A 21811-nucleotide genomic window follows, 5' to 3' on the forward strand; every position below is an offset into this window, starting at 1 on the left:
TTGTGGGGCGTAATTATTTCACGCCGTCCCCGCCTACGCCAGAGGGATGGCAACGTTCAGGATCGAGAAAGATGTTGTCCCCCGCGATTATTACCCTGCCCTGGCGCCCGGATGCGGCCGAACACTATTTTGCGCCGTTAAGCGCCCTGCCCTGGGCGATGCTGCTGCATTCCGGCTTTGCCGACCATCCCCATAACCGCTTTGATATTCTGGTGGCTGCCCCGCGCGCCACGCTGTTGACGCGCGGTGAACAGACGTGGGTCGATGACGGCGAAACCGTTTTGGTCTCCACGGAAGATCCGCTGCAACTGCTCCAACAGCAGTTGGATCGTCAACCGTTCACGCCACAGCCCGATGACGATCTGCCGTTTCTTGGCGGCGCACTGGGGCTATTCGGATACGATCTGGGCCGCCGCTTTGAGCGACTTCCGGACTATGCGCAGGCCGATATCGCGCTGCCGGATATGGCGGTGGGGATCTATGACTGGGCGCTGATTGTCGACCATCAGCGCCAGCAAATTTCGCTGCTCAGCTATGACGATCCGCAGCAGCGCCTGCAGTGGCTGCAGGCGCAATCACGTCCGGCGAGGGAACCCTTCACCCTGACCTCTGCCTGGCAGTCAAATATGAGCCGCCAGCAGTACGGCGAGAAATTTCGCCAGGTGCAGGCCTATCTGCACAGCGGCGACTGCTATCAGGTCAACCTCGCCCAGCGTTTTCAGGCCCGCTACGTCGGTGATGAATGGCAGGCCTTCCGCCAGCTGAATACCGCCAACCGCGCCCCCTTTAGCGCCTTTATTCGCCTCGAGGAAGGGGCGATTTTAAGCCTGTCGCCGGAGCGCTTTATTCAGTTGCGCCAGGGAGAGATCCAGACGCGCCCGATAAAAGGCACCCTGCCACGGCTCGATTCGCCGCAGGAAGATGCGCGGCAGGCTGAGAAGCTGGCGAATTCGCCGAAAGACCGCGCCGAGAATTTAATGATTGTCGACCTGATGCGCAACGACATCGGCCGCGTCGCCGTGCCGGGCAGCGTGCGGGTACCCGAGCTGTTCGTGGTGGAGCCGTTCCCGGCGATCCATCATCTGGTCAGCACCATCACCGCCCGCTTACCGGCGACGCTGCACGCCAGCGATCTGCTGCGCGCCGCCTTCCCCGGGGGGTCTATCACTGGCGCCCCGAAGGTCCGGGCGATGGAGATTATTGATGAACTGGAACCTCAGCGACGTAACGCCTGGTGCGGGAGCATTGGCTACCTGAGCTATTGCGGCAATATGGATACCAGCATCACCATTCGCACCCTGACGGCCTGGCAGGGGCAACTGTATTGCTCCGCCGGGGGCGGTATCGTCGCGGACAGCGAGGAAGATGCGGAATATCAGGAAACTTTTGATAAAGTTAATCGTATCCTGCACCAACTGGAGAACTAGACCATGGCGGACCACGCCCTCAATCTGGATGATTTTCTGTCCCGCTTCCAGCTGCTGCGCCCCCAGCCTTCGCGCCATGCGCTCAATCAGCGGCAGGCGGCGGTGCTGGTGCCGATCGTGCGCCGCCCGCAGCCCGGCCTGCTGCTGACCCAGCGTTCGCCGCTGCTGCGCAAGCACGCCGGTCAGGTCGCCTTTCCCGGCGGCGCGGTAGATAATACCGATGCGACGCTTATCGCTGCTGCTTTGCGCGAAGCCCAGGAAGAGGTCGCGATCCCGCCGGAAGCCGTCGAGGTGATCGGCGTTCTGCCGCCGGTGGACAGCGTTACCGGTTTTCAGGTGACGCCAGTGGTGGGCATTATTCCCCCCAATCTGCACTATCACGCCAGTCAGGACGAAGTCTCAGCGGTATTCGAAATGCCGCTCGCCGAAGCCCTGCGCCTGGGGCGCTACCATCCGCTCGACATCCACCGTCGGGGTAACGACCACCGCGTCTGGCTCTCCTGGTACCAGCATTATTTTGTCTGGGGAATGACCGCCGGGATCATTCGCGAACTGGCGCTGCAAATTGGCGCTCGACCTTAGCTATACTGTTTATGAGAGAGCGCTCTCACTATTAGTAAAATCGCGGTTATCCATTAGTTTAATTCATGTGAATAGTTCAACTGGCAGCGCGCTTCCCTCTTACACTATGCGCAGTTATTACATCGTTACCGCACCCGCGGTAACCCTGTCAGGAGTATTATCGTGATTAGTCTATTCGACATGTTCAAGGTGGGGATTGGTCCCTCATCTTCCCACACTGTTGGCCCGATGAAGGCCGGTAAACAGTTCGTCGATGACCTGGTCGAAAAAGGATTGCTTAATGCGGTGACCCGTGTGGCGGTTGACGTCTACGGTTCACTGTCATTAACCGGCAAAGGCCACCATACGGACATCGCTATTATCATGGGACTGGCGGGCAATCAGCCCGATACGGTCGATATTGACGCGATCCCGGCATTTATCCGTGACGTCGAGGCGCGCGGCCGACTGCTGCTGGCCAACGGGCAGCACGAAGTCGACTTCCCGGCCGATGACGGCATGCGTTTTCGCAGTGACAATCTGCCGCTGCACGAAAACGGCATGACCATTCATGCCTGGGCCGGCGAGAAAGAGATCTACAGCAAAACGTACTACTCGATTGGCGGCGGCTTTATCGTCGACGAAGAGCACTTCGGCAAAGAAGACGCCAACGAATTGCAGGTTCCCTACCCGTTTAAATCGGCACAGGAAATGCTGGCGTACTGTAAAGAGACCGGCCTGTCGCTCTCCGGCATGGTGATGCAGAACGAACTGGCGCTGCACAGCAAAAAAGAGATCGAGGACTATTTCGCCAACGTCTGGCAGACCATGCGCGCCTGTATCGACCGCGGGATGAACACCGAGGGCGTGCTGCCGGGTCCGCTTCGCGTGCCGCGTCGCGCCTCGGCGCTGCGTCGTCTGCTGGTGGCCAGCGATAAGCTCTCCAGCGATCCAATGAACGTCGTTGACTGGGTCAATATGTTCGCGCTGGCGGTCAATGAAGAAAACGCCGCCGGTGGCCGCGTAGTGACCGCGCCGACCAACGGCGCCTGCGGCATCGTTCCGGCCGTACTCGCCTATTACGATCACTTTATCGAGTCCGTCAGTCCGGAGATCTATATTCGCTACTTTATGGCCTGCGGAGCGATCGGCGCGCTGTACAAGATGAATGCGTCCATTTCCGGCGCGGAAGTCGGTTGTCAGGGTGAAGTGGGCGTTGCCTGCTCGATGGCGGCGGCAGGTCTGGCTGAACTGCTCGGCGCCAGCCCGGAACAGGTTTGCGTGGCGGCGGAGATCGGCATGGAACACAACCTCGGCCTGACCTGCGACCCGGTCGCTGGCCAGGTGCAAGTGCCATGCATTGAACGTAACGCCATTGCCTCTGTCAAGGCGATCAATGCCGGGCGAATGGCGATGCGCCGTACCAGCGAACCGCGCGTCTCGCTCGACAAAGTGATCGAGACCATGTACGAAACCGGCAAAGACATGAACGCCAAGTATCGCGAAACCTCACGCGGCGGCCTGGCGATTAAAGTTCAGTGTGACTAAACTGTTCGCCTTCCCCTGCGCCCGCAAAGCGCGCAGGGGGACAACATGGGTTACTGACAGCTCCCTGATGCGCCTTCACCGGCGCATTTTCTTTTTTCTATACCTGGCGATATTCTGCCACTACAATTGCTCTATTAAATAAGCCACGCTTAACCACTCGTCCTGTCGACAGGGTGTCGCACATGCAGACTGCACAAAAAGTCATTACGGCCTATCGTCGCAAACGCATTATTGTCTGCCTGCTGGTAGCCTTGCTAACCCTGGGTACCACCTTAGCTATCCGATTTATTTCACAGCGTAGCGTAAATGAAGAGTATATTCGTACTGCCGCCAGCCAGCGGGTCACGGCGCTGAATAATATCCTGCGTCCGCTGAGTGCAGAGCGGGCGACGCTACTCTCCCTGGTCGACAAACCCTGCATGGATATTCATCTCACGCTGCGCAAAATGGCGGCCTCGCTGCAGACGGTCCGCTCCGTCGCGCTGGTGGCGTCAGGGATGATCTACTGTTCCAGTATCTTTGGGCAACGGCAGGCGGATCTGCACCAGCTGCAGCCCGCCCTTCCGGCTCACCACCCCTTACTGCTCTTTTCTACCGACAACTCACTGCTCAAAGGCACGCCGGTGCTGATCCAGTGGTATCCTGCCTCGGAAAGCGGCCTCGACGGCGTGATGTTAATTGTCAACATCGAGCTGCTGGGAACCTTAATTCTCAAGGAAAAATCGCCCCTGATCAGTGACGTCAGCCTGCAGGTTGGCGACCATTATTTTATCAGCGGACTCGGCCTGATTGACAAAGCGCACGCCCCGCAGGCGTCGGTGATTTATCGCCAGCGCTCCACAGAATTTCCCTTTACCATCAACATTAACGGTCCGGGCGCCTCGACTATCGCGCTGGAGGAGCTGCCTGGTGAGCTGCCGCTGGCCCTTATCTTCAGCCTGTTGATGACCGGCATCGCCTGGCTGGCCACCGCCGGCAGGATGAGTTTCTCGCGAGAGATAAGTCTCGGCATCTCTGCCCGGGAGTTTACGCTCTGGTGCCAGCCGCTGCAGGATGCGCGCAGCGGACGCTGCTGCGGGGTGGAAATCCTGCTGCGCTGGAACAACCCCCGCCGCGGGGCGATTTCGCCAGAAGTGTTTATTCCCATCGCCGAAGGGGACAATCTGATCATTCCCCTCACCCGCTACGTGATTGCCGAAACCGCCCGCCGCCTGGACGCTTTCCCCAGCGACCGCCATTTTCATATTGCGATTAATGTCGCCGCCCGTCACTTTGCCAATGGTTTACTGCTCCGCGACCTGCACAATTACTGGTTTAGCGTCAACCCGGTACAGCAGCTGGTGGTCGAGCTCACCGAGCGCGATGTCCTGCAGGATGGCGACCAGCACATGGCTGAACATCTGCACTTCAAAGGGGTTCAGCTGGCGATAGATGATTTTGGCACCGGTAACAGCTCGCTCTCGTGGCTGGAAAAACTGCGTCCGGACGTGCTGAAGATTGACCGCTCGTTTACCAGTTCAGTCGGGATAGACAGCGTCAATGCCACGGTGACGGATATTATTATTGCCCTCGCCGATCGTCTGAATATCGTTACCGTTGCCGAAGGGGTGGAGACGCTGGAGCAGGAAAGCTACCTCAGAGGCCACGGCGTCGATGTACTGCAGGGATTTTATTACGCCCGGCCGATGCCTGTTGAGGCGTTTCCGGCGTGGCTGGCAGACAGAGAGGGACAGAAAACCGAGTGGGCAGAATAGCTCGCCGACCCCAGGGGCCGACGAGCAGGGCAATTACTCTTCTTCGTCGCTCAGTGGACGGGTGACCACCGCGCGGACCAGGTCGACCCGGTAATCATTCGCTTCGACCACGGTAAACTGCAGCGGCGGTAGCGACACGGTGTCGCCAATGCGCGGGATATGGCCATTGACGGCGATCACCAACCCGGCCACCGTGGCAATATCCTCATCTTCATTGACCAGCGCATCCAGTCCAAGCGCCTGCTGCAGCGCATGCAGGTCGGTCGACCCTTTGATCAACCAGCCATCGCCGTCAATGACGATCTCCGGCGTCTCATCGGCATCCGGGAATTCACCGGCGATGGCTTCAAGGACGTCCAGCGGCGTCACCAGCCCCTGTACCATGCCAAACTCGTTGGTCACGATAACAAAGCTGCCGCGCGCACGGCGCAGAACCCCGAGCAGATTGATCGGGTCCAGCGTTTCCGGGACGACAATTGCCGGAGAGGCAGAGGCCAGCGCCGCAATGTTCTCACCCGCCTCCAGGGCCACCAGCAACTCTTTCGCCCGCACGATACCGATGATTTCATCCAGTTCTCCGCGGCAGACCGGAAACAGACTGTGCGGCGACGAGAGCAGCTGACGACGAATTTCATCGTCACTCTGTTCAGCGTCAACCCAGCTGATTTCCCCGCGCGGGGTCATAATACCGCGCAGAGAGCGTTGGGCCAGCGTCAGCACGCCGTTAATCATGTAACGCTCTTCTTCGGCAAACGCCCCTTCCGGGACCGGTATGGCTGCCGGGCTGTCGGCGTCATGGCTAGCAGAGGCTTGTTTCCGGCCCCCCATCAGACGCAGGATCGCATCCGCGGTACGGGCACGCAGCGGCAGCGTCGACTGATGTCGTACAAAGTTGCGCCGCGCCACCTGGTTAAAGAACTCGATGATGATCGAGAAACCGATCGCTGCGTACAGATACCCTTTCGGAATATGGAAGCCAAAGCCTTCCGCCACCAGGCTCAGGCCGATCATCAACAGGAAGCTCAGACAGAGCACCACCACCGTCGGGTGCTGGTTGACAAAGCGCGTCAACGGCTTCGACGCCAGCAGCATCATGATCATGGCGATCACCACCGCCGCCATCATCACCGGCAGATGGTTAACCATCCCGACCGCCGTGATCACCGCATCCAGAGAGAAGACGGCGTCCAGCACCACGATCTGCAGTACCACCACCCAGAAACTGGCATACCCTTTACCGTGACCGGCATCGTGCTGGCGGTTTTCCAGCCGCTCATGCAGTTCGGTCGTCGCCTTAAACAGCAAGAAGATCCCGCCGAGCAGCATGATGAGGTCGCGCCCGGAAAAAGAGAAATCGGCGATGGTAATCAGCGGCTTCGTCAGGGTCACCATCCAGGAGATCACCGACAGCAGCCCCAGGCGCATCACCAGCGCCAGCGACAGGCCGATCAGTCGGGCCTTGTCACGCTGTTTCGGCGGCAGTTTATCCGCCAGGATGGCAATAAACACCAGGTTGTCGATACCGAGCACAATCTCCAGAACGATAAGCGTCAACAGGCCGGCCCAGATTGAGGGATCCATTAACAATTCCATGTACGACTCCGGTTAGCGGCAAGCTGAGTCATCGCCATGTCATGCATGGGCGCGACAATAGGTGCTGAGAGAAAAGCGTGATGCGTGGAGGTGGCAACCTGGTGCCAGAAAGTGAAAAGACGTCGATGACGGTCCATACTGCGGGCTATGCCCTATACTCCTGAGTAATTAAACGGAAGTTAAACATAGCAAAATATAGATCGAAATTGGAAAAAATTTACCTGAATTTGCAATAACTAAGGCTATTTTTTGCGCTGCAAAATTATTACCAGGCGATGCCTGATTAACGGATCTTCATCACATTAATTATTTTTTCACTGTCTAAAATAATTCGCGGTAGTAACTATTTTCTATCTTACACCCTAACTGAATCGATTTTGTCCTCAAGAGTGATTCAGGATGTATCAAAGCAGATGATGCATTCACGATAATAAAGGAGGTAGCAAGTGACGATTGCTATTGTAATAGGCACACATGGTTGGGCTGCAGAACAGCTGCTGAAAACAGCAGAGATGCTGTTGGGCGAGCAGGAAAACGTTGGCTGGATCGATTTCGTTCCGGGTGAAAACGCCGAAACGCTGATCGAGAAATACAATGCCCAGTTGGCAAAACTGGATACCAGTAAAGGCGTGCTATTTCTCGTCGATACATGGGGAGGCAGCCCGTTCAACGCTGCGAGCCGCATTGTCGTCGATAAAGAGCATTACGAAGTTATCGCTGGCGTCAACATCCCGATGCTGGTGGAAACCTTCATGGCCCGCGATGACGACCCTTCGTTTGATGAACTGGTCGCCTTAGCGGTAGAGACCGGTAGCGAAGGCGTGAAAGCGCTGAAGGCCAAACCGGTAGAAAAAGCGGCTCCCGCGCCAGCCCCTGCCGCGGCGCCAAAAGCCGCCGCGCCGGCCAAACCGATGGGCCCGAACGACTACATGGTGATTGGCCTCGCGCGCATTGACGACCGTCTGATCCATGGTCAGGTCGCCACCCGCTGGACCAAAGAGACCAACGTCACCCGCATCATCGTCGTCAGCGACGAAGTCGCCGCGGATACCGTGCGCAAAACCCTGCTGACTCAGGTTGCGCCGCCAGGCGTCACCGCCCACGTCGTGGATGTGGCTAAAATGATCCGCGTCTACAACAACCCGAAGTATGCCGGACAGCGCGTTATGCTGCTGTTTACTAACCCGACTGACGTTGAGCGTATCGTCGAGGGCGGCGTGAAAATCACCAGCGTCAACATCGGTGGTATGGCGTTCCGCCAGGGCAAAACCCAGGTTAACAACGCGATTTCCGTCGATGCTAAAGATATTGAGGCGTTTAAAAAACTGAACGCACGCGGTATCGAGCTGGAGGCACGTAAAGTGTCCACCGACCCGAAACTGAAAATGATGGATCTGATCGCTAAGGCTGATAAATAACCTTGCCGATCGCGCCCCAGTTTTCACTTTAAGACTTAATCAACAGGAGAAGTACAATGGAGATTACCCTTCTTCAGATTGTGCTGGTGTTCATCGTCGCGTGTATTGCGGGTATGGAGTCGGTACTTGATGAATTTCAGTTCCACCGTCCTCTGGTCGCCTGTACGCTGATCGGTGCCGTTCTCGGCGATATGAAAACCGGTATTATCATCGGCGGTACGCTGGAAATGATCGCCCTGGGTTGGATGAACATCGGTGCGGCGGTTGCCCCTGATGCCGCACTGGCGTCCATTATTTCCACCGTTCTGGTTATTGCCGGCCATCAGAGCATCGGTGCCGGTATCGCGCTGGCTATCCCGCTGGCGGCGGCAGGCCAGGTGCTGACCATTATCGTTCGTACCATCACCGTAGCCTTCCAGCACGCGGCGGATAAAGCGGCGGAGAATGGCAACCTGACCGCCCTGTCGTGGTTGCACGTCTCGTCCCTGTTCCTGCAGGCGATGCGTATCGCTATCCCGGCCGTTATCGTGGCGATTTCCGTCGGTACCAGCGAAGTCCAGGGCCTGCTGAACGCGATCCCTGAAGTGGTCACCAGCGGTCTGAACATCGCCGGCGGTATGATCGTGGTTGTCGGTTATGCGATGGTCATCAACATGATGCGCGCAGGCTACCTGATGCCGTTCTTCTACCTCGGCTTCGTCACCGCCGCCTTCACCAACTTCAACCTGGTGGCTCTGGGTGTGATTGGTGCGGTCATGGCTATCCTCTACATCCAGCTGAGCCCGAAATATAACCGCGTTGCCGGTGCGCCGGCTCAGGCGGCTGGTAACAACGATCTCGATAACGAACTGGACTAACAGGTGAGCGAAATGGTTGATATGACTAAAAATACCACCGAGAAAAAACTCACTCAGAGTGATATTCGTGGCGTGTTCATTCGTTCTAACCTGTTCCAGGGTTCATGGAACTTCGAACGTATGCAGGCGCTGGGCTTCTGCTTCTCTATGGTTCCGGCGATCCGTCGCCTGTACCCGGAGAACAACGATGCGCGTAAGCAGGCGATTAAGCGTCACCTTGAGTTCTTCAACACCCATCCTTACGTTGCCGCTCCGGTACTGGGCGTAACGCTGGCAATGGAAGAGCAGCGCGCCAATGGCGCAGAGATTGACGATGGCGCCATCAACGGCATCAAAGTCGGTCTGATGGGGCCGCTGGCCGGCGTCGGCGACCCGATCTTCTGGGGTACTGTGCGTCCCGTGTTCGCGGCCTTAGGCGCTGGGATCGCGATGAGCGGTAGCCTGCTCGGGCCTCTGCTGTTCTTTATCCTGTTCAACGCGGTGCGTCTGCTGACCCGTTACTACGGCGTTGCCTACGGTTATCGTAAAGGCGTGGACATCGTGAAGGACATGGGCGGCGGTTTCCTGCAGAAACTGACTGAGGGGGCGTCAATCCTCGGCCTGTTTGTGATGGGGGCACTGGTTAACAAGTGGACGCACGTGAACATTCCGTTGGTGGTGTCAAAAATCACCGGTTCTGACGGACAGGTTCACGTCACCACGGTGCAAACCATCCTCGACCAGCTGATGCCGGGCCTGGTGCCGCTGCTGTTGACCTTCGCGTGTATGTGGCTGCTGCGCAAGAAAGTTAACCCGCTGTGGATCATCGTTGGCTTCTTCGTCATCGGTATCGCGGGCTACGCGGTCGGCCTGCTGGGTCTGTAATTTTCAAGCTGTACGCCGGGGGCTTGCCCCCGGCTTTTTTTTATCAGGAGGAACGCAAAGCAATGACATTCACGGACCTGGTGATCTTTCTGTTTATCCTTGCGCTACTGGCCTACGCGGTGTACGACCAGTTCATTATGCCGAGGCGGAACGGCCCGGTGCTGCTGGCCATCCCCCTGCTTCGCCGCAGCCGTGTTGACGGCCTGATCTTTGTCGGCCTCACCGCCATTCTGATCTATAACAACATCACCCAGAACGGCACCGCGATCACCACCTGGTTATTATCTGCCCTGGCGCTGATGGGTCTCTATTTATTCTGGATGCGCACACCGAAAATCATTTTTAAATCGCGCGGCTTTTTCTTCGCCAACGTGTGGATAGAATATCAGCGAATTAAAGAGATGAATTTATCCGAAGACGGCGTGCTGGTGATGCAATTAGAGCAACGGCGGCTGCTTATTCGCGTACGAAATATCGACGATCTGGAGAAGATATACAAACTCCTCCTTTCAACTCAATGAGTTAAGAATATAGCCAGCGCTATATCTTTCCAGCGTTCGTCTGGAAAAACATATAGCCATGGCTATATTTCCCCGCCTCCTCTCCCCTTTTTTATTAACTATTTATTTACTTATAAATTCAAATGAAAATCGTTATCATTTGGTTATTAAAATAGCCGTCTTCTGTTATTGTTTTATATTCTAAAAATATGTTAAGGTTGCGCCCGTCGTTGGGGAGTAGCCGATTTCCTGTTTGCCAGGAAATGTACGTGTCAACATACTCGTTGCAAAACGTGGCACGTACGGGTTGAAGTGATTCAATCAGGCGAGACCATAGATACATCACTGCTGTACGTATTGCTCAGCCATTGAGCGGCTCCGCGTATATTTACTGGGGGCAGCGATGTGTCATATGGATTATCCCCGGTCAGGACACGCACATGAATTTATCCGCTACCATTCTTCTTGCCTTCGGCATGTCTATGGACGCCTTCGCGGCCTCTATCGGCAAGGGTGCCACCCTGCACAAACCTAAATTCTCAGAAGCCATCCGTACCGGGCTGATTTTTGGCGCCATCGAAACCCTGACCCCGCTGGTCGGCTGGGGACTCGGCATGCTGGCCAGCCAGTTTGTCCTCGAGTGGAACCACTGGATTGCCTTTATTCTGCTGGTGTTTCTCGGCGGGCGAATGATCGTGGAAGGTTTTCGCGGCGACAGCGACGAGGTGTGTGAAGCACCTCGCCGTCATGGTTTCTGGCTGCTGGTCACCACCGCCTTCGCCACCAGCCTTGACGCAATGGCCGTTGGTGTGGGTCTGGCCTTCCTGCAGGTCAGCATTGTGACCACCGCGCTGGCGATCGGTTGCGCGACGTTTCTTATGTCGACGCTGGGGATCATGGTCGGTCGCTTTATCGGCCCGCTGTTGGGCAAACGGGCCGAAATTCTCGGCGGTATTGTGCTGATTGGTATCGGCAGCGAAATCCTCTGGAGCCATTTCGCCGGCTAAGCCTTATGCCTCTCGCTGCCAGCAATGGATCATGAAATCGGTCTGGCAGCCAAATGTCGCCTGCTGACGCAGCGCGGCGTGCACTTCGGGTTTTGCCCGCCACGCGAACGGCGTCATCTGCAGCAGCGCCTGCGCTTCATCACCGGTCAGCGTCATCGGATAGGCCAGCTGCTGCTGAGCATCCAGGCGGAACCCCGGCATCGCTTCCGTCTTCAGCTCATGAAGACGAACTTCATCGTAAATCAGCCCTTTCAGCTCCAGTAAATGGCGTGGACCCGGCGTGGCAGTGATTACCCATCCGCCAGGACGCACCACCCGCGCCAGCTCTTCGGCGTTGCAGGGCGCGTAAATGCGCACCACTGCATCGAAACTGGCGTCGGAGAACGGCAGGCGCTGGCTGGAGGCCACGCAAAAACTGACCTCAGGATAGCGTTTTGCCGCCGCGCGAATCGCCGGCTTCGACACGTCCAGCCCCCAGCTGCGGCTGGCGATGGCGGCAAACGCGTGGGTGTAATACCCTTCGCCACAGCCGATATCCAGTAAGTCCGCTGGGGCGTAGTGCTGCAGCCGCTCGGCGATCGCCTCCCGTAGCGGCTGATAATGACCCGCATCCAGAAACGCCCGCCGGGCCTGCATCATCTCTGCGCTATCGCCAGGATCGCGTGACCGTTTGAACTGCACCGGTAGCAGATTGACGTATCCCTCTTTCGCCAGATCGAACTGATGCCGCTGCGGGCAGGAATAGTGGTTGTCGCTGCGGCATAGCGGCGCGTGGCAAAGGGGGCAACTGTATGACATGACGGCTCCGGTGTCGCTGAAAGGGCGAAAGTGTAGCGCTATTCGCCCCCGCAGACCACTGTTACAGCGCCGGTGCCAGCGGATGGCTGTCGTGCATCACGATCAGATTCTCCGCCCCTTGCGGCATACCGTCCGGCATCACATTTTCCAGCCGCAGGACATCGCCCATGATCTGGCTGAAGACCGGCGCGGACACCGCCCCGCCGTAATAGGAACCATTGCTCGGATCGTTCATCACCACCACCAGGGCAAACTGCGGGCGACTGGCGGGCGCCACACCGGCGGTATAGGCCACATACTTGTCGATATATTTTCCGTCCGGGCCGATTTTCTTCGCGGTCCCGGTTTTTACCGCCACCCGATAGTCGCGCACCGCCGCTTTGGTCCCGCCCCCGCCCGGGAGCGCCACGCTCTCCATCATATGCTCCACGCTGTGAACAATGTTCTCCGGCATCACCCGTGTGCCTATCACCGGCGGATCGATGCGGGTGATCGACAACGGTCGTTCAATACCGAAACCGCCGATAGTCGCGTAGACGTGCGCCAGCTGGAGCGGCGTCACCATTAATCCATAGCCGAACGCGAAGGTGGCGCGATCCAGTTGCCCCCAGTAGCGACGATGCGGCATCAGCCCGGCGCTTTCGCCGGTCAACCCCAATCCGGTCGGCTCGCCGAAACCGAATGCCTGATAGGTATCAAGCAGATGCTGCACCGGCATAGCGAGCGAGAGATGCGACACGCCGGTATCACTGGATTTTTGCAGGATCCCGGTCAGACTCAGCTCCGGATAATAGCCAACATCACGGATACGGTGGCCGTCGAGGACAAACGGATGGGTGTCTACCACGCTGTCCGGCTGGACAATCCCCTGCTGGAGCGCGGTCATGATCACCAGCGGTTTAACGGTCGACCCGGGTTCGAAGGTGTCACTGATGGCGCGGTTGCGGAAATCATCCAGCGTCGCGGTATCGCGATTGTTCGGATTGAAGTCCGGGTAGCTGGCCATCGCCAGAATCTCGCCGGTATCAATTTTGATCAACACCGCCGCCCCGGATTCTGCCTTATTCCAGCGAACAGCATTGTCGAGGGCATCTTCGGTCACTGTCTGCAGGCGTTCATCAATACTCAGTTGCAGGTTGTGCGCCGGGACTGGCGGCACTTCGGTAATATTTTCAATAACATTGCCATGTTTATCTTTGCGCACCAGACGTCGGCCGGGTTTGCCGGTCAGCTGGGCATTAAAGCTTTTCTCCACCCCTTCGATGCCCTGATTATCGACGTTGGTAAAGCCCAGCAGATTGGCAGCCACATGTCCTGCCGGATAGAAACGTCGCGATTCATCGCGCAGATAGACGCCCGGGAGATGCAGTTTATCAATCCACTCCGCCTGCTCCGGATTGATCTGACGCGCCAGATAGAGAAAACGGGCGTGCGGATGGCTCTGTACCCGCTGGGCCAGCTCCCCGAGGTTGAGATGCAGTGCTTCGGCCATTGCCTGCCAGCGAGGACCATAGCCAACCCCACCTTTTTCCATGGTAGTCTGTGGGTCGATCCAGATAGCGCTGACCGGTACGCTCACCGCCAGCGGCCGGCCTTCACGGTCGCTAATCATGCCGCGCTCTACCGCCACGGGCTCTTCGCGCAGAGAACGCATATCTTCTTGTTTTACCAGATTATCGGGAGAGATAATTTGCAGCCAGCCCACGCGGGCCAGCAGCAGTCCCAGACAACCGAGAATGGCCACACACAGTAACCCGAAGCGAATCGGGGTAAAGCTGGCGGAGGACTTCATTTTTTTCTTTAGCACCATAGCTCCGGCATTATTTTGCAACCATCTGATTTAACAGAAAATTAGCAAAACAGACTGCTACACAATGCTAATAAAGTTGAGTATTTGCAACAAGACGCGACAGGAGGGGGTAAAATGACATGCTTTGCAATAAAAACGCAAAAGCCCCGCGCAGGCGAGGCTTTTATACAAGAAGAGTGGTCTTGTATCAGATAGCAGTTACGTTAACTGCAGCCGGACCTTTCTGGCCGTCCTGAATTTCGAACTCAACGTTCTGGCCTTCAGCCAGAGTTTTGAAGCCGTTACCCTGGATAGCGGAGAAGTGTACGAACACGTCTTTGCTGCCATCAGCCGGAGTAATGAAACCAAAACCTTTAGACTCGTTGAACCACTTAACTTGACCTTTAATCTTTGCCATTTGCAAAATTCCTTAGACTGTTTTCTTCGCCTGCTGGCGTTTACATAGATAAAACTGACACATAACTGCATGAGGCACTAATTTAAGGTTCGGCAGAGAAGCGGTATTCAACGACAACGTGTTTACTCAGGACTTCTTTACTGAAAATGCCACACATAAACAGAACTGTACCTCGTTTAACCCGAAACGTGTTATCACATACTACGTAAATAATGGCAAGCCATTTTTAAACGTGTCACGATCGTTCGCACAAATTATAAGGTAATCATTTGATCGCCTGCACATTTATGCGTCTTTGCCGCCCCTGGCAAGGCACTATAGCGTTCGCTAATATCACCTGGTTGCTGCCTCATTACTGCAACTTTTTTACCATAGCTCAACAACTTCGCTTCGTCCAGGTATGTACGTATACGAACCGCCATACTGACGGCGGCACGCTGAAGGTGATGAATATTGATGCGCATATTTAGTCATAACAGCAGACGAAAAATCGCTAAAGCCGCGCCAGTGTAGTGATAATAAAACCTGTTAGTCGCCACGCTAAAAATAGTGCTAATTCTGCACCTTAATAATGAAAAAATGATGACAGTGTCACATTCCATAGCAATAAACGTGGCGGGGATGACTTTATTTACAGCGTGTAATAAAGAGAATATTGCGCTGAGAAAGGAATAATGGAATAAGAATAAGATATTACTGCCAGCTATCATGCAGGTGCGCACCTTATGATGCACACCTGTCGAGGTACTTAGCGCTCTGCCACCAGGCGGATAAACTCATCCTCCCCTTTCGCCTTACCCGCGACGGTTGGCTCAGCCACGTCCTCTTTTTCCGGCACATTGGCCTCACAGAGGCGACGTAACAGCGCATTCTGCCGCTTTTGCTGATCCAGCAGCGCTTGCAGCAGTTCTATCTGCTCGTTCGCCCGCGAACTGGCGCGGTTGACGAAGAACCATAACAACAGACCGACAAGCAGCAACGCGACGGACACGGCCAGCGATGCCAGATTTAAGATCCCAGGATTTAGTAACTCACTCATTTCACCACCTCAAAGAGAAGGCGTTCATTCTACCACCCACACCGCAGAAGGAAATCAGTCGTCAGAAAAATGTCTTACCACGGGATGAATTTATTGATAGTGCAAATGCCGCTGAAAAACTGAACATCCTGGTCGCACATTACGTTAAGCATCTGAGTCCACAGCAACAGGCAGCCTGCTATGATGACTATCAGTAAAACCCACCGTAATTTTTTCACTCCACTCTCCGCTTTAGTACTTTATGTCGCCAGGATAACACGGCCTTCTTAAACCGCGGCTAACTGTAATACGAAAGGCAAGTTTAGGAATCATCGACTTGTTTCAAAACGTGTTCGTGTCAAAATCACGGCAAGGATCATACAAATAATGAGGCATCAATGCGATTAATCATTCGTACTATTGTCGTCGTGGCTATCTTATGGATTGGCGTATTATTAAGCGGCTATGGCGTATTATTCCACAGTGAAGAAAACGTCGGTGGTCTGGGTCTTAAGTGTCAGTATCTCACCGCCCGCGGGGTCAGTACCGCACTTTATGTGCATTCCAACAGCGGTGTGATCGGCGTCAGTAACTGTCCCATTCTGCGCAAAAGCGCAACCGTGGTTGATAACGGTTAAAATTGGTCCGGCGAGCGCGACAATAGCACCGCGCTCACCGGATGTTTCAGCTACCGCGTCAGAACGGGTAGTCGTTGTATCCCATTTGCTCAGAAATCTTACGCGCCGCCTGGTGCAGCATCGCCACGTATTCATGCAGACGTTCTTCTGAGAAACGTAGCGTCGGGAAAGAGATGCTCAGTCCGGCGATAACCACGCCGAAACGGTCGAACACCGGGACTCCGATGCAGCGCAGCCCCTCTTCCTGCTCTTCGTTATCTTCGCCATATCCCTGCTCGCGCACGCCATCCAGTACCTTAAGCAGCTCCTCCGTGCTGGTGATCGTCCGCTCGGTGCTGCGCTTATACTCCACGCCCTCGAGGATCTGCTCAACTTCACTGCGATCGCGCCAGGCCAACAGCACCTTGCCGATCGCGGTGCTGTACAGCGGGTTGCGGCGGCCAATGCGTGAGTACATCCGCAGGTTGTACATTGAGTCAATCTTGTGGATGTAGACAATACTGTCTTCATCCAGCGCGCCGAGGTGAATAGTCTCTTTCGTCAGTCGCGAGAGTTCGCGCATCTGAATATCCGCGCTGCGCACCAGGTCGACGTTCTGCAGCGCACGTGCGCCCAGCTCGAACAGCTTGAGCGTGAGGGAGTATTTCTCTGACTCCCCTTCCTGTGCCACATAGCCCAGTGATTTCATGGTCTGTAAAAAGCGATAAACGGTGCTTTTCGACATCATGACGCGCTGGGACAGTTCGGTAATGCCAATTTCACGCTCTTCACCCAGCGCCTGTAGGATGCCAAAAACCTTCAATACCGAAGAGACAGAATCTGGCTGTTTATCCAAATCTGCACCTGCCATTTATCACCTCGTCGTAACTGTTTTATAAAATTTAGAACCGGTTTTTATTATAAATTCGCCGCCTCTGCGCCGCAATCATTCTTCTGCCACTTCGTTACAAATCTGCGACATACTGCGGATTAATCAATGCTAAACTCATCATTCAAAAACCCGTTTCATTTAAGACTTATATTCACCATGGATAAAAATTCTTCCGATGGCGTGCCGCTGCCGCAACGCTATGGCGCCATTCTGACCATCGTGCTTGGGCTGACCATGGCCGTGCTCGACGGGGCTATCGCCAACGTCGCGCTCCCGACCATCGCCAGCGATCTTAACGCCTCGCCGGCGTCGTCAATCTGGATCGTCAACGCCTACCAAATCGCCATTGTTATCGCCCTGCTGCCGCTCTCCTTCCTCGGCGATATGGTCGGCTATCGCCGCATCTATAAGATAGGCCTGGTGGTGTTTATCTTTACCTCGCTGGCCTGCGCGCTGTCGCGTAGCCTCGAAATGCTGACCTTCGCCCGCGTCGCTCAGGGGCTGGGCGGCGCCGCGCTGATCCGCCTGATTTATCCGCAGCGCTTTCTCGGACGCGGCATGGGCATTAACTCCTTTGTCGTCGCGGTCTCATCAGCGGCAGGCCCGACTATCGCCGCGGCGATCCTTTCCCTCGCCTCATGGCAATGGCTGTTTTTAATTAACGTGCCTCTGGGGATCGTCGCGTTTGTTCTGGCCATGCGCTTTCTGCCGCCCAACAGCGCACGCAGCAAAATCATCCGCTTCGATCTGCCAAGCGCCATCATGAACGCCCTCACCTTCGGGCTGCTGATCACTGCGCTCAGCGGGTTCGCCCAGGGACAGTCTCTTCAACTGGTGCTGGCTGAAGTGGCCGCCATGCTGGTGGTGGGCTTCTTCTTTGTTCGCCGCCAGCTCAGCATGCCCGTCCCCCTGCTGCCGGTCGACCTGCTGCGCATCCCACTCTTCTCGCTTTCTATTTGCACCTCCATCTGCTCCTTCTGCGCGCAGATGCTGGCGATGGTTTCCCTGCCCTTCTTTCTGCAGTCAATGATGGGACGCAGCGAAGTGGAGACCGGCCTGCTGCTGACACCGTGGCCGCTGGCGACCATGGTGATGGCGCCGCTGGCTGGCTATTTGATTGAGAAATGCCATGCGGGGCTGCTGGGGGCCATCGGTCTGCTTATTATGGCCTGCGGCCTGTTCGGCCTGGCGCTACTGCCCGAGTCGCCGTCCGATCTGGATATCATCTGGCGCATGGCGCTGTGTGGCGCCGGTTTCGGGCTGTTCCAGTCACCGAATAACCATACGATTGTCGCCTCGGCCCCGAGTCATCGCAGCGGTGGCGCCAGCGGGATGCTGGGCACCGCCCGCCTGCTCGGTCAGAGCACCGGCGCGGCGCTGGTCGCCCTGCTGTTCAACCTGCTCGGCAACAGCGGCACCCATACTGCCCTGCTGCTGGCTGGTATTCTGGCGACCGTTGCCGCATTGATTAGCGGTCTGCGCGTCACCCAGCCGCGCGCAGCCTGATAAACGGCGGCAAAAAAAATCCGCAGCTTTCGGGCTGCGGATTTTTATTTTTAGCGTCGGACCGACGAATTACTTCAGATACTCACCGCTACGCAGGGCTTCAATACGCTTATCCAGCGGCGGGTGAGTCATAAACAGCTCGCTCATGGATTTCGCTTTACCATTGATGCAGAACGCCATCATGCTGCTGGCTTCCTGCGGCTCATAGCTGGTTTTCAGTCGCTGCAGGGCTGCAATCATCTTCTCGCGGCCCACCAGTCGCGCCGAGCCGGCGTCAGCGTGGAACTCGCGATGACGAGAGAACCACATGGTGATAATGCTGGCCAGAATACCGAACACCAGCTCCAGCACCGTGGCAACGGCAAAATAAATCAACGGGTTGCCATTGCTGCTCTCCCCTTCATCTTCCCGGTTGCCGCCGAGGAAACCGGCCGCAATCTGGGCAATTACACGGGAGATAAAGATAACGAAGGTGTTCACTACCCCCTGGATCAGCGTCATGGTGACCATGTCGCCATTAGCGATGTGGCTGATTTCATGGGCAATGACTGCTTCCGCTTCATCACGACTCATGTTTTGTAACAGCCCGGTGCTGACGGCGACCAGCGAGGCGTCGCGACGCGCGCCTGTGGCAAAGGCGTTGATATCAGGCGCGTGGTAAATAGCCACCTGCGGCATGGCAATGCCCGCCTGCTGCGCCTGCTGGGCGACGGTGTGCATCAGCCAACGTTCCGTTTCGTTGCGCGGCTGCTCGATCACTTCCCCACCCACAGACTTCAGCGCCATCCATTTCGACATCATCAGTGAAACGATAGAACCACCGAAGCCGAACAGCAGGGCCATAATCAACAGACCGGTCATGCTGCTGGATTGGATCCCCGTGAGGCTTAACACCAGCCCGAACACGACCATCACTGCCAGGTTCGTCAGCAGGAAAAGCGCGATTCGCATCATAATTTTCTTTTTACCTCAATTTAACAAAACGCACTATGCGATTACCCACATCGTATGGGTCAGACTGCAATTTTCAACCATCAGCCCCCGCTAAGTCACGATAAAAACACAACTTTACATTTTGTAGCATCTTGCTGACAGCGACCGGGCAGGTTGACATTTTGTTAGTTGAGCTGAACGGGAATGACAAAAGCACAAAAAAAACGGGCACCTTCAGAGGTGCCCGTTTGCTGTTTATTTACTGGCTGGCGGTTCCACCGCCGGGCGCGCTTTTTCAAGATGCGCCAGGTCTACCGCGATATGGACCGTTTCATCAAGATACGGATCCGGCTCCTGGTAATCCTTCGCCAGGTCATCCAGTTTTTTCAGCGGCGGCTTGCCTTCGCGTTTCAGGCGATCGTTAATCCGCGCCAGACGAATCGCATCATCCTCTTCGTTCTCTTTCTCACGCTGGGCGTAGTTCAGAGAGACGATGTTACGCTTGTCCTTCATCGCGTTATAACGGGCAATATCCTTCATGATGTACTGGAACTCGGGATCCTGCGCGATACGCTCATCATGGCGCTTGAGCAGTTCCGGTCCAAACGGGGTCAGGTCCCCGGACTTCACATAGGTGGCCGCATTGATGCTGTCCCACGGCAGGGCGTTGTCTTCATACTGCTCGCCGGTTTCGCGATCTTCATTACCGGTTGGCATCATGATATCCGGCGTCACGCCTTTACGCTGCGTACTGCCGCCGTTAATGCGGTAGAACTTCTGGATGGTGTACTGGACGGAACCTAAGGCTGGCCAGTCCGGACGCAGCATCTGATCGTAGATACGATTCAACGAGCGATACTGCTGTACCGTCCCTTTACCGAAGGTCGGCTCGCCAACGATCAGCGCGCGGCCATAATCCTGCATCGCCGCGGCAAAGATCTCAGACGCCGAGGCGCTAAAGCGGTCAACCAGCACCACCAGCGGTCCTTTGTAATAGACCACGCCATCGTTGTCGCTGTCTTCGCGGACCTTGCCATTGTTATCCCGCACCTGCACCACCGGGCCGGACGGAATAAACAGACCCGAGAGCGATACCGCCTCGGTCAGCGCCCCGCCGCCGTTGCTGCGCAGATCAATGACGATACTGCTGACGTTCTGTTTTTCCAGCTTCTGCAACTGCACTTTCACGTCATCGGTCAGGCCAACGTAAAAGCCCGGAATATCCAGCACGCCGACTTTTTCTTTACCGACGGTTTTCACCGACATCTTCACCGCGCGGTCTTCCAGACGGATCCGCTCGCGGGTCAGAGTCACGATACGCGTCTTGGCTCCTTTGCCGGCCGGCAGGATCTCAAGGCGCACTTTGCTGCCCTTCGGCCCTTTAATCAGCGCGACAACATCATCCAGACGCCAGCCGATGACATCAACCATCGGCTTCCCGGTCTGGCCAACGCCAACGATGCGGTCGCCGACACTGATCGCTTTGCTCTTCGCGGCCGGACCGCCCGCCACCAGCGAATTGATGACGGTGTAGTCATCATCCATCTGCAGGACAGCGCCGATCCCCTCGAGAGAGAGGCTCATCTCAGTGTTGAACTGCTCGGTATTACGTGGAGACAGATAGTTGGTGTGCGGGTCGATTTCGCGAGCGAAGGCAGTCATCGCCAGCGAGAAAACATCTTCGCTGTTGGTTTGCGCCAGACGACGGATCGCGAACTTATAGCGACGGGTTAAGGTGTCGCGGATCTCTTTATCGTCTTTACCCGCCAGCTTCAGGCTTAACTGGTCAAACTTAACCTTGGCGTCCCACAGCTTGTTCAGCTCGGCCTCATCTTTTGGCCACGGTGCTTTGGAGCGATCAAGGTTGAAATTATCGTTGCCGGTAAAGTCCATCGGACGTTCCAGCACCTTCAGCGCATACTGATAGCGCTCAAAGCGACGCTGCTGCGCCAGGTTGTAGAGGTCGTAGAAGACGTCCAGTTTCCCGGTGCGCAGTTCGTCGCCGATTTGGTCTTTTTTGGCCGCAAACTTCGCCACATCGCTGGCCAGCAGCACATTATGGCTGTAGTCCAGCAGGTTCAGATAACGGTCAAAAATCTTTGCCGAGAAGGCGTTGTCGAGATCAAACTGACGGTAGTGAGAGCGGGTAAAGCGCGACGTCACGCGCTCGCTCACCGTCGCGTGCTGCGGCTCTTCTTTCAGCACGGGAATTTGATCTGCTCGGGTTATTTCATCAACAGCGAAAGCATGGCCTGCTATTGCCAGCAGGCCCGCAAGCGCGGTGATTTTAAAAAATGTGTTCATGCCTGGC

At 56.1% G+C, this 21811-nt stretch carries 21 protein-coding genes, 1 pseudogene and 1 riboswitch; of the genes and pseudogenes, 11 read left to right on the forward strand and 11 right to left on the reverse strand.

Annotation, left to right across the window (positions count from 1 at the left end; translation table 11 throughout):
- Positions 1-71 precede the first annotated feature (71 nt).
- The 4 genes from pabB (at position 72) to CWM54_RS08795 (ending at position 5290) form a co-directional block, all read left to right on the forward strand.
- Positions 72-1427, forward strand: coding sequence for an aminodeoxychorismate synthase component 1 (pabB, locus tag CWM54_RS08780; protein ID WP_100696773.1), 1356 nt, complete (start codon positions 72-74; stop codon positions 1425-1427).
- A 3-nt stretch (positions 1428-1430) separates the two neighbouring features.
- A complete protein-coding gene (locus tag CWM54_RS08785; protein ID WP_008804292.1) occupies positions 1431-2009 on the forward strand; it encodes a CoA pyrophosphatase in 579 nt (192 codons plus the stop codon).
- Positions 2010-2171: 162 nt separating this feature from the next.
- Positions 2172-3536, forward strand: a complete 1365-nt coding sequence (gene sdaA, locus CWM54_RS08790; RefSeq protein WP_100696775.1) for an L-serine ammonia-lyase — start codon at positions 2172-2174, stop codon at positions 3534-3536.
- Positions 3537-3718: 182 nt separating this feature from the next.
- Complete coding sequence (locus CWM54_RS08795) at positions 3719-5290, forward strand: EAL domain-containing protein (protein WP_100681202.1); 1572 nt, start codon at positions 3719-3721, stop codon at positions 5288-5290.
- Positions 5291-5323: 33 nt separating this feature from the next.
- On the opposite strand, the gene yoaE is transcribed toward CWM54_RS08795, so the two are convergent.
- Positions 5324-6883 carry a CNNM family cation transport protein YoaE gene (gene yoaE / locus CWM54_RS08800; RefSeq protein WP_061154129.1) on the reverse strand — a complete coding sequence of 520 codons (1560 nt, stop codon included), beginning with the start codon at positions 6881-6883 and terminating at the stop codon, positions 5324-5326.
- Positions 6884-7329: 446 nt separating this feature from the next.
- Here yoaE and manX point away from each other — a divergent pair, with 446 nt between their 5' ends.
- The 5 genes from manX (at position 7330) to mntP (ending at position 11529) form a co-directional block, all read left to right on the forward strand.
- Positions 7330-8301 (forward strand): PTS mannose transporter subunit IIAB, encoded by a 972-nt coding sequence (manX, locus tag CWM54_RS08805; RefSeq protein WP_061154128.1) that lies wholly within the window; start codon positions 7330-7332, stop codon positions 8299-8301.
- A gap of 56 nt (positions 8302-8357) precedes the next feature.
- Positions 8358-9158, forward strand: a complete 801-nt coding sequence (locus CWM54_RS08810) for a PTS mannose/fructose/sorbose transporter subunit IIC (protein WP_004203359.1) — start codon at positions 8358-8360, stop codon at positions 9156-9158.
- A gap of 12 nt (positions 9159-9170) precedes the next feature.
- Complete coding sequence (locus tag CWM54_RS08815) at positions 9171-10022, forward strand: PTS mannose transporter subunit IID (protein WP_061154127.1); 852 nt, start codon at positions 9171-9173, stop codon at positions 10020-10022.
- A gap of 62 nt (positions 10023-10084) precedes the next feature.
- On the forward strand, positions 10085-10543 hold the full coding sequence (locus CWM54_RS08820) for a DUF986 family protein (RefSeq protein ID WP_100681204.1): 459 nt from the start codon (positions 10085-10087) through the stop codon (positions 10541-10543).
- A 199-nt stretch (positions 10544-10742) separates the two neighbouring features.
- A riboswitch (yybP-ykoY riboswitch) is annotated at positions 10743-10845 on the forward strand.
- 117 nt (positions 10846-10962) lie between these two features.
- Positions 10963-11529 (forward strand): manganese efflux pump MntP, encoded by a 567-nt coding sequence (gene mntP, locus CWM54_RS08825; RefSeq protein WP_061154125.1) that lies wholly within the window; start codon positions 10963-10965, stop codon positions 11527-11529.
- A gap of 3 nt (positions 11530-11532) precedes the next feature.
- Here the strand turns inward: mntP and rlmA are convergent, their stop codons facing one another.
- The 7 genes and pseudogenes from rlmA to mgrB form a co-directional block, all read right to left on the reverse strand.
- Positions 11533-12327, reverse strand: coding sequence for a 23S rRNA (guanine(745)-N(1))-methyltransferase (rlmA, locus tag CWM54_RS08830; RefSeq protein ID WP_100681205.1), 795 nt, complete (start codon positions 12325-12327; stop codon positions 11533-11535).
- Between the two features lie 61 nt (positions 12328-12388).
- Positions 12389-14137, reverse strand: a complete 1749-nt coding sequence (gene ftsI, locus CWM54_RS08835) for a peptidoglycan glycosyltransferase FtsI (protein ID WP_061154123.1) — start codon at positions 14135-14137, stop codon at positions 12389-12391.
- 187 nt (positions 14138-14324) lie between these two features.
- Positions 14325-14534 (reverse strand): transcription antiterminator/RNA stability regulator CspE, encoded by a 210-nt coding sequence (gene cspE / locus CWM54_RS08840; RefSeq protein ID WP_001062678.1) that lies wholly within the window; start codon positions 14532-14534, stop codon positions 14325-14327.
- An 85-nt stretch (positions 14535-14619) separates the two neighbouring features.
- A pseudogene (locus tag CWM54_RS08845) lies at positions 14620-14691 on the reverse strand (DUF2627 domain-containing protein); the annotation flags it as partial.
- Positions 14692-14788: 97 nt separating this feature from the next.
- Positions 14789-14998: a hypothetical protein gene (locus CWM54_RS28515; RefSeq protein WP_165785796.1), complete on the reverse strand. Its 210-nt coding sequence runs from the start codon at positions 14996-14998 to the stop codon at positions 14789-14791.
- Positions 14999-15282: 284 nt separating this feature from the next.
- Positions 15283-15573 (reverse strand): YebO family protein, encoded by a 291-nt coding sequence (locus CWM54_RS08860; protein WP_100675394.1) that lies wholly within the window; start codon positions 15571-15573, stop codon positions 15283-15285.
- A gap of 74 nt (positions 15574-15647) precedes the next feature.
- Positions 15648-15791 (reverse strand): PhoP/PhoQ regulator MgrB, encoded by a 144-nt coding sequence (mgrB, locus tag CWM54_RS08865; RefSeq protein ID WP_002911375.1) that lies wholly within the window; start codon positions 15789-15791, stop codon positions 15648-15650.
- Between the two features lie 159 nt (positions 15792-15950).
- Here mgrB and CWM54_RS08870 point away from each other — a divergent pair, with 159 nt between their 5' ends.
- On the forward strand, positions 15951-16190 hold the full coding sequence (locus tag CWM54_RS08870) for a YobH family protein (protein ID WP_008804283.1): 240 nt from the start codon (positions 15951-15953) through the stop codon (positions 16188-16190).
- 58 nt (positions 16191-16248) lie between these two features.
- Here the strand turns inward: CWM54_RS08870 and kdgR are convergent, their stop codons facing one another.
- Entirely contained in the window at positions 16249-17040 is a 792-nt protein-coding gene (gene kdgR / locus CWM54_RS08875; RefSeq protein ID WP_061154121.1) for a DNA-binding transcriptional regulator KdgR, read from the reverse strand.
- A 177-nt stretch (positions 17041-17217) separates the two neighbouring features.
- On the opposite strand from kdgR, the gene CWM54_RS08885 reads away from it, so the two are divergent.
- Complete coding sequence (locus CWM54_RS08885; RefSeq protein ID WP_100696777.1) at positions 17218-18567, forward strand: MFS transporter; 1350 nt, start codon at positions 17218-17220, stop codon at positions 18565-18567.
- A gap of 69 nt (positions 18568-18636) precedes the next feature.
- On the opposite strand, the gene htpX is transcribed toward CWM54_RS08885, so the two are convergent.
- Together htpX and prc are read right to left on the reverse strand one after the other, a co-directional pair.
- A complete protein-coding gene (gene htpX / locus CWM54_RS08890) occupies positions 18637-19521 on the reverse strand; it encodes a protease HtpX (RefSeq protein WP_008804280.1) in 885 nt (294 codons plus the stop codon).
- A 234-nt stretch (positions 19522-19755) separates the two neighbouring features.
- Positions 19756-21804, reverse strand: coding sequence for a carboxy terminal-processing peptidase (gene prc / locus CWM54_RS08895; protein WP_074385467.1), 2049 nt, complete (start codon positions 21802-21804; stop codon positions 19756-19758).
- Positions 21805-21811: the final 7 nt, after the last annotated feature.

The organism is Klebsiella sp. D-Nf1 (genome assembly GCF_002810515.1).
Taxonomy (GTDB): Bacteria; Pseudomonadota; Gammaproteobacteria; order Enterobacterales; family Enterobacteriaceae; genus Klebsiella; species Klebsiella variicola.

Bases quoted from the DNA above. Each gene is read 5' to 3' on its own strand.
- CWM54_RS28515 (WP_165785796.1), bottom strand. From the start codon at position 14,998: ATGCGCATCAATATTCATCACCTTCAGCGTGCCGCCGTCAGTATGGCG.
- CWM54_RS08870 (WP_008804283.1), top strand. From the start codon at position 15,951: ATGCGATTAATCATTCGTACTATTGTCGTCGTGGCTATCTTATGGATT.
- prc (WP_074385467.1), bottom strand. From the start codon at position 21,804: ATGAACACATTTTTTAAAATCACCGCGCTTGCGGGCCTGCTGGCAATA.
- yoaE (WP_061154129.1), bottom strand. From the start codon at position 6,883: ATGGAATTGTTAATGGATCCCTCAATCTGGGCCGGCCTGTTGACGCTT.
- rlmA (WP_100681205.1), bottom strand. From the start codon at position 12,327: ATGTCATACAGTTGCCCCCTTTGCCACGCGCCGCTATGCCGCAGCGAC.
- CWM54_RS08820 (WP_100681204.1), top strand. From the start codon at position 10,085: ATGACATTCACGGACCTGGTGATCTTTCTGTTTATCCTTGCGCTACTG.
- ftsI (WP_061154123.1), bottom strand. From the start codon at position 14,137: ATGGTGCTAAAGAAAAAAATGAAGTCCTCCGCCAGCTTTACCCCGATT.
- cspE (WP_001062678.1), bottom strand. From the start codon at position 14,534: ATGGCAAAGATTAAAGGTCAAGTTAAGTGGTTCAACGAGTCTAAAGGT.
- CWM54_RS08885 (WP_100696777.1), top strand. From the start codon at position 17,218: ATGGATAAAAATTCTTCCGATGGCGTGCCGCTGCCGCAACGCTATGGC.
- htpX (WP_008804280.1), bottom strand. From the start codon at position 19,521: ATGATGCGAATCGCGCTTTTCCTGCTGACGAACCTGGCAGTGATGGTC.
- mntP (WP_061154125.1), top strand. From the start codon at position 10,963: ATGAATTTATCCGCTACCATTCTTCTTGCCTTCGGCATGTCTATGGAC.
- CWM54_RS08795 (WP_100681202.1), top strand. From the start codon at position 3,719: ATGCAGACTGCACAAAAAGTCATTACGGCCTATCGTCGCAAACGCATT.
- CWM54_RS08810 (WP_004203359.1), top strand. From the start codon at position 8,358: ATGGAGATTACCCTTCTTCAGATTGTGCTGGTGTTCATCGTCGCGTGT.
- kdgR (WP_061154121.1), bottom strand. From the start codon at position 17,040: ATGGCAGGTGCAGATTTGGATAAACAGCCAGATTCTGTCTCTTCGGTA.
- CWM54_RS08785 (WP_008804292.1), top strand. From the start codon at position 1,431: ATGGCGGACCACGCCCTCAATCTGGATGATTTTCTGTCCCGCTTCCAG.
- CWM54_RS08860 (WP_100675394.1), bottom strand. From the start codon at position 15,573: ATGAGTGAGTTACTAAATCCTGGGATCTTAAATCTGGCATCGCTGGCC.
- pabB (WP_100696773.1), top strand. From the start codon at position 72: ATGTTGTCCCCCGCGATTATTACCCTGCCCTGGCGCCCGGATGCGGCC.
- CWM54_RS08815 (WP_061154127.1), top strand. From the start codon at position 9,171: ATGGTTGATATGACTAAAAATACCACCGAGAAAAAACTCACTCAGAGT.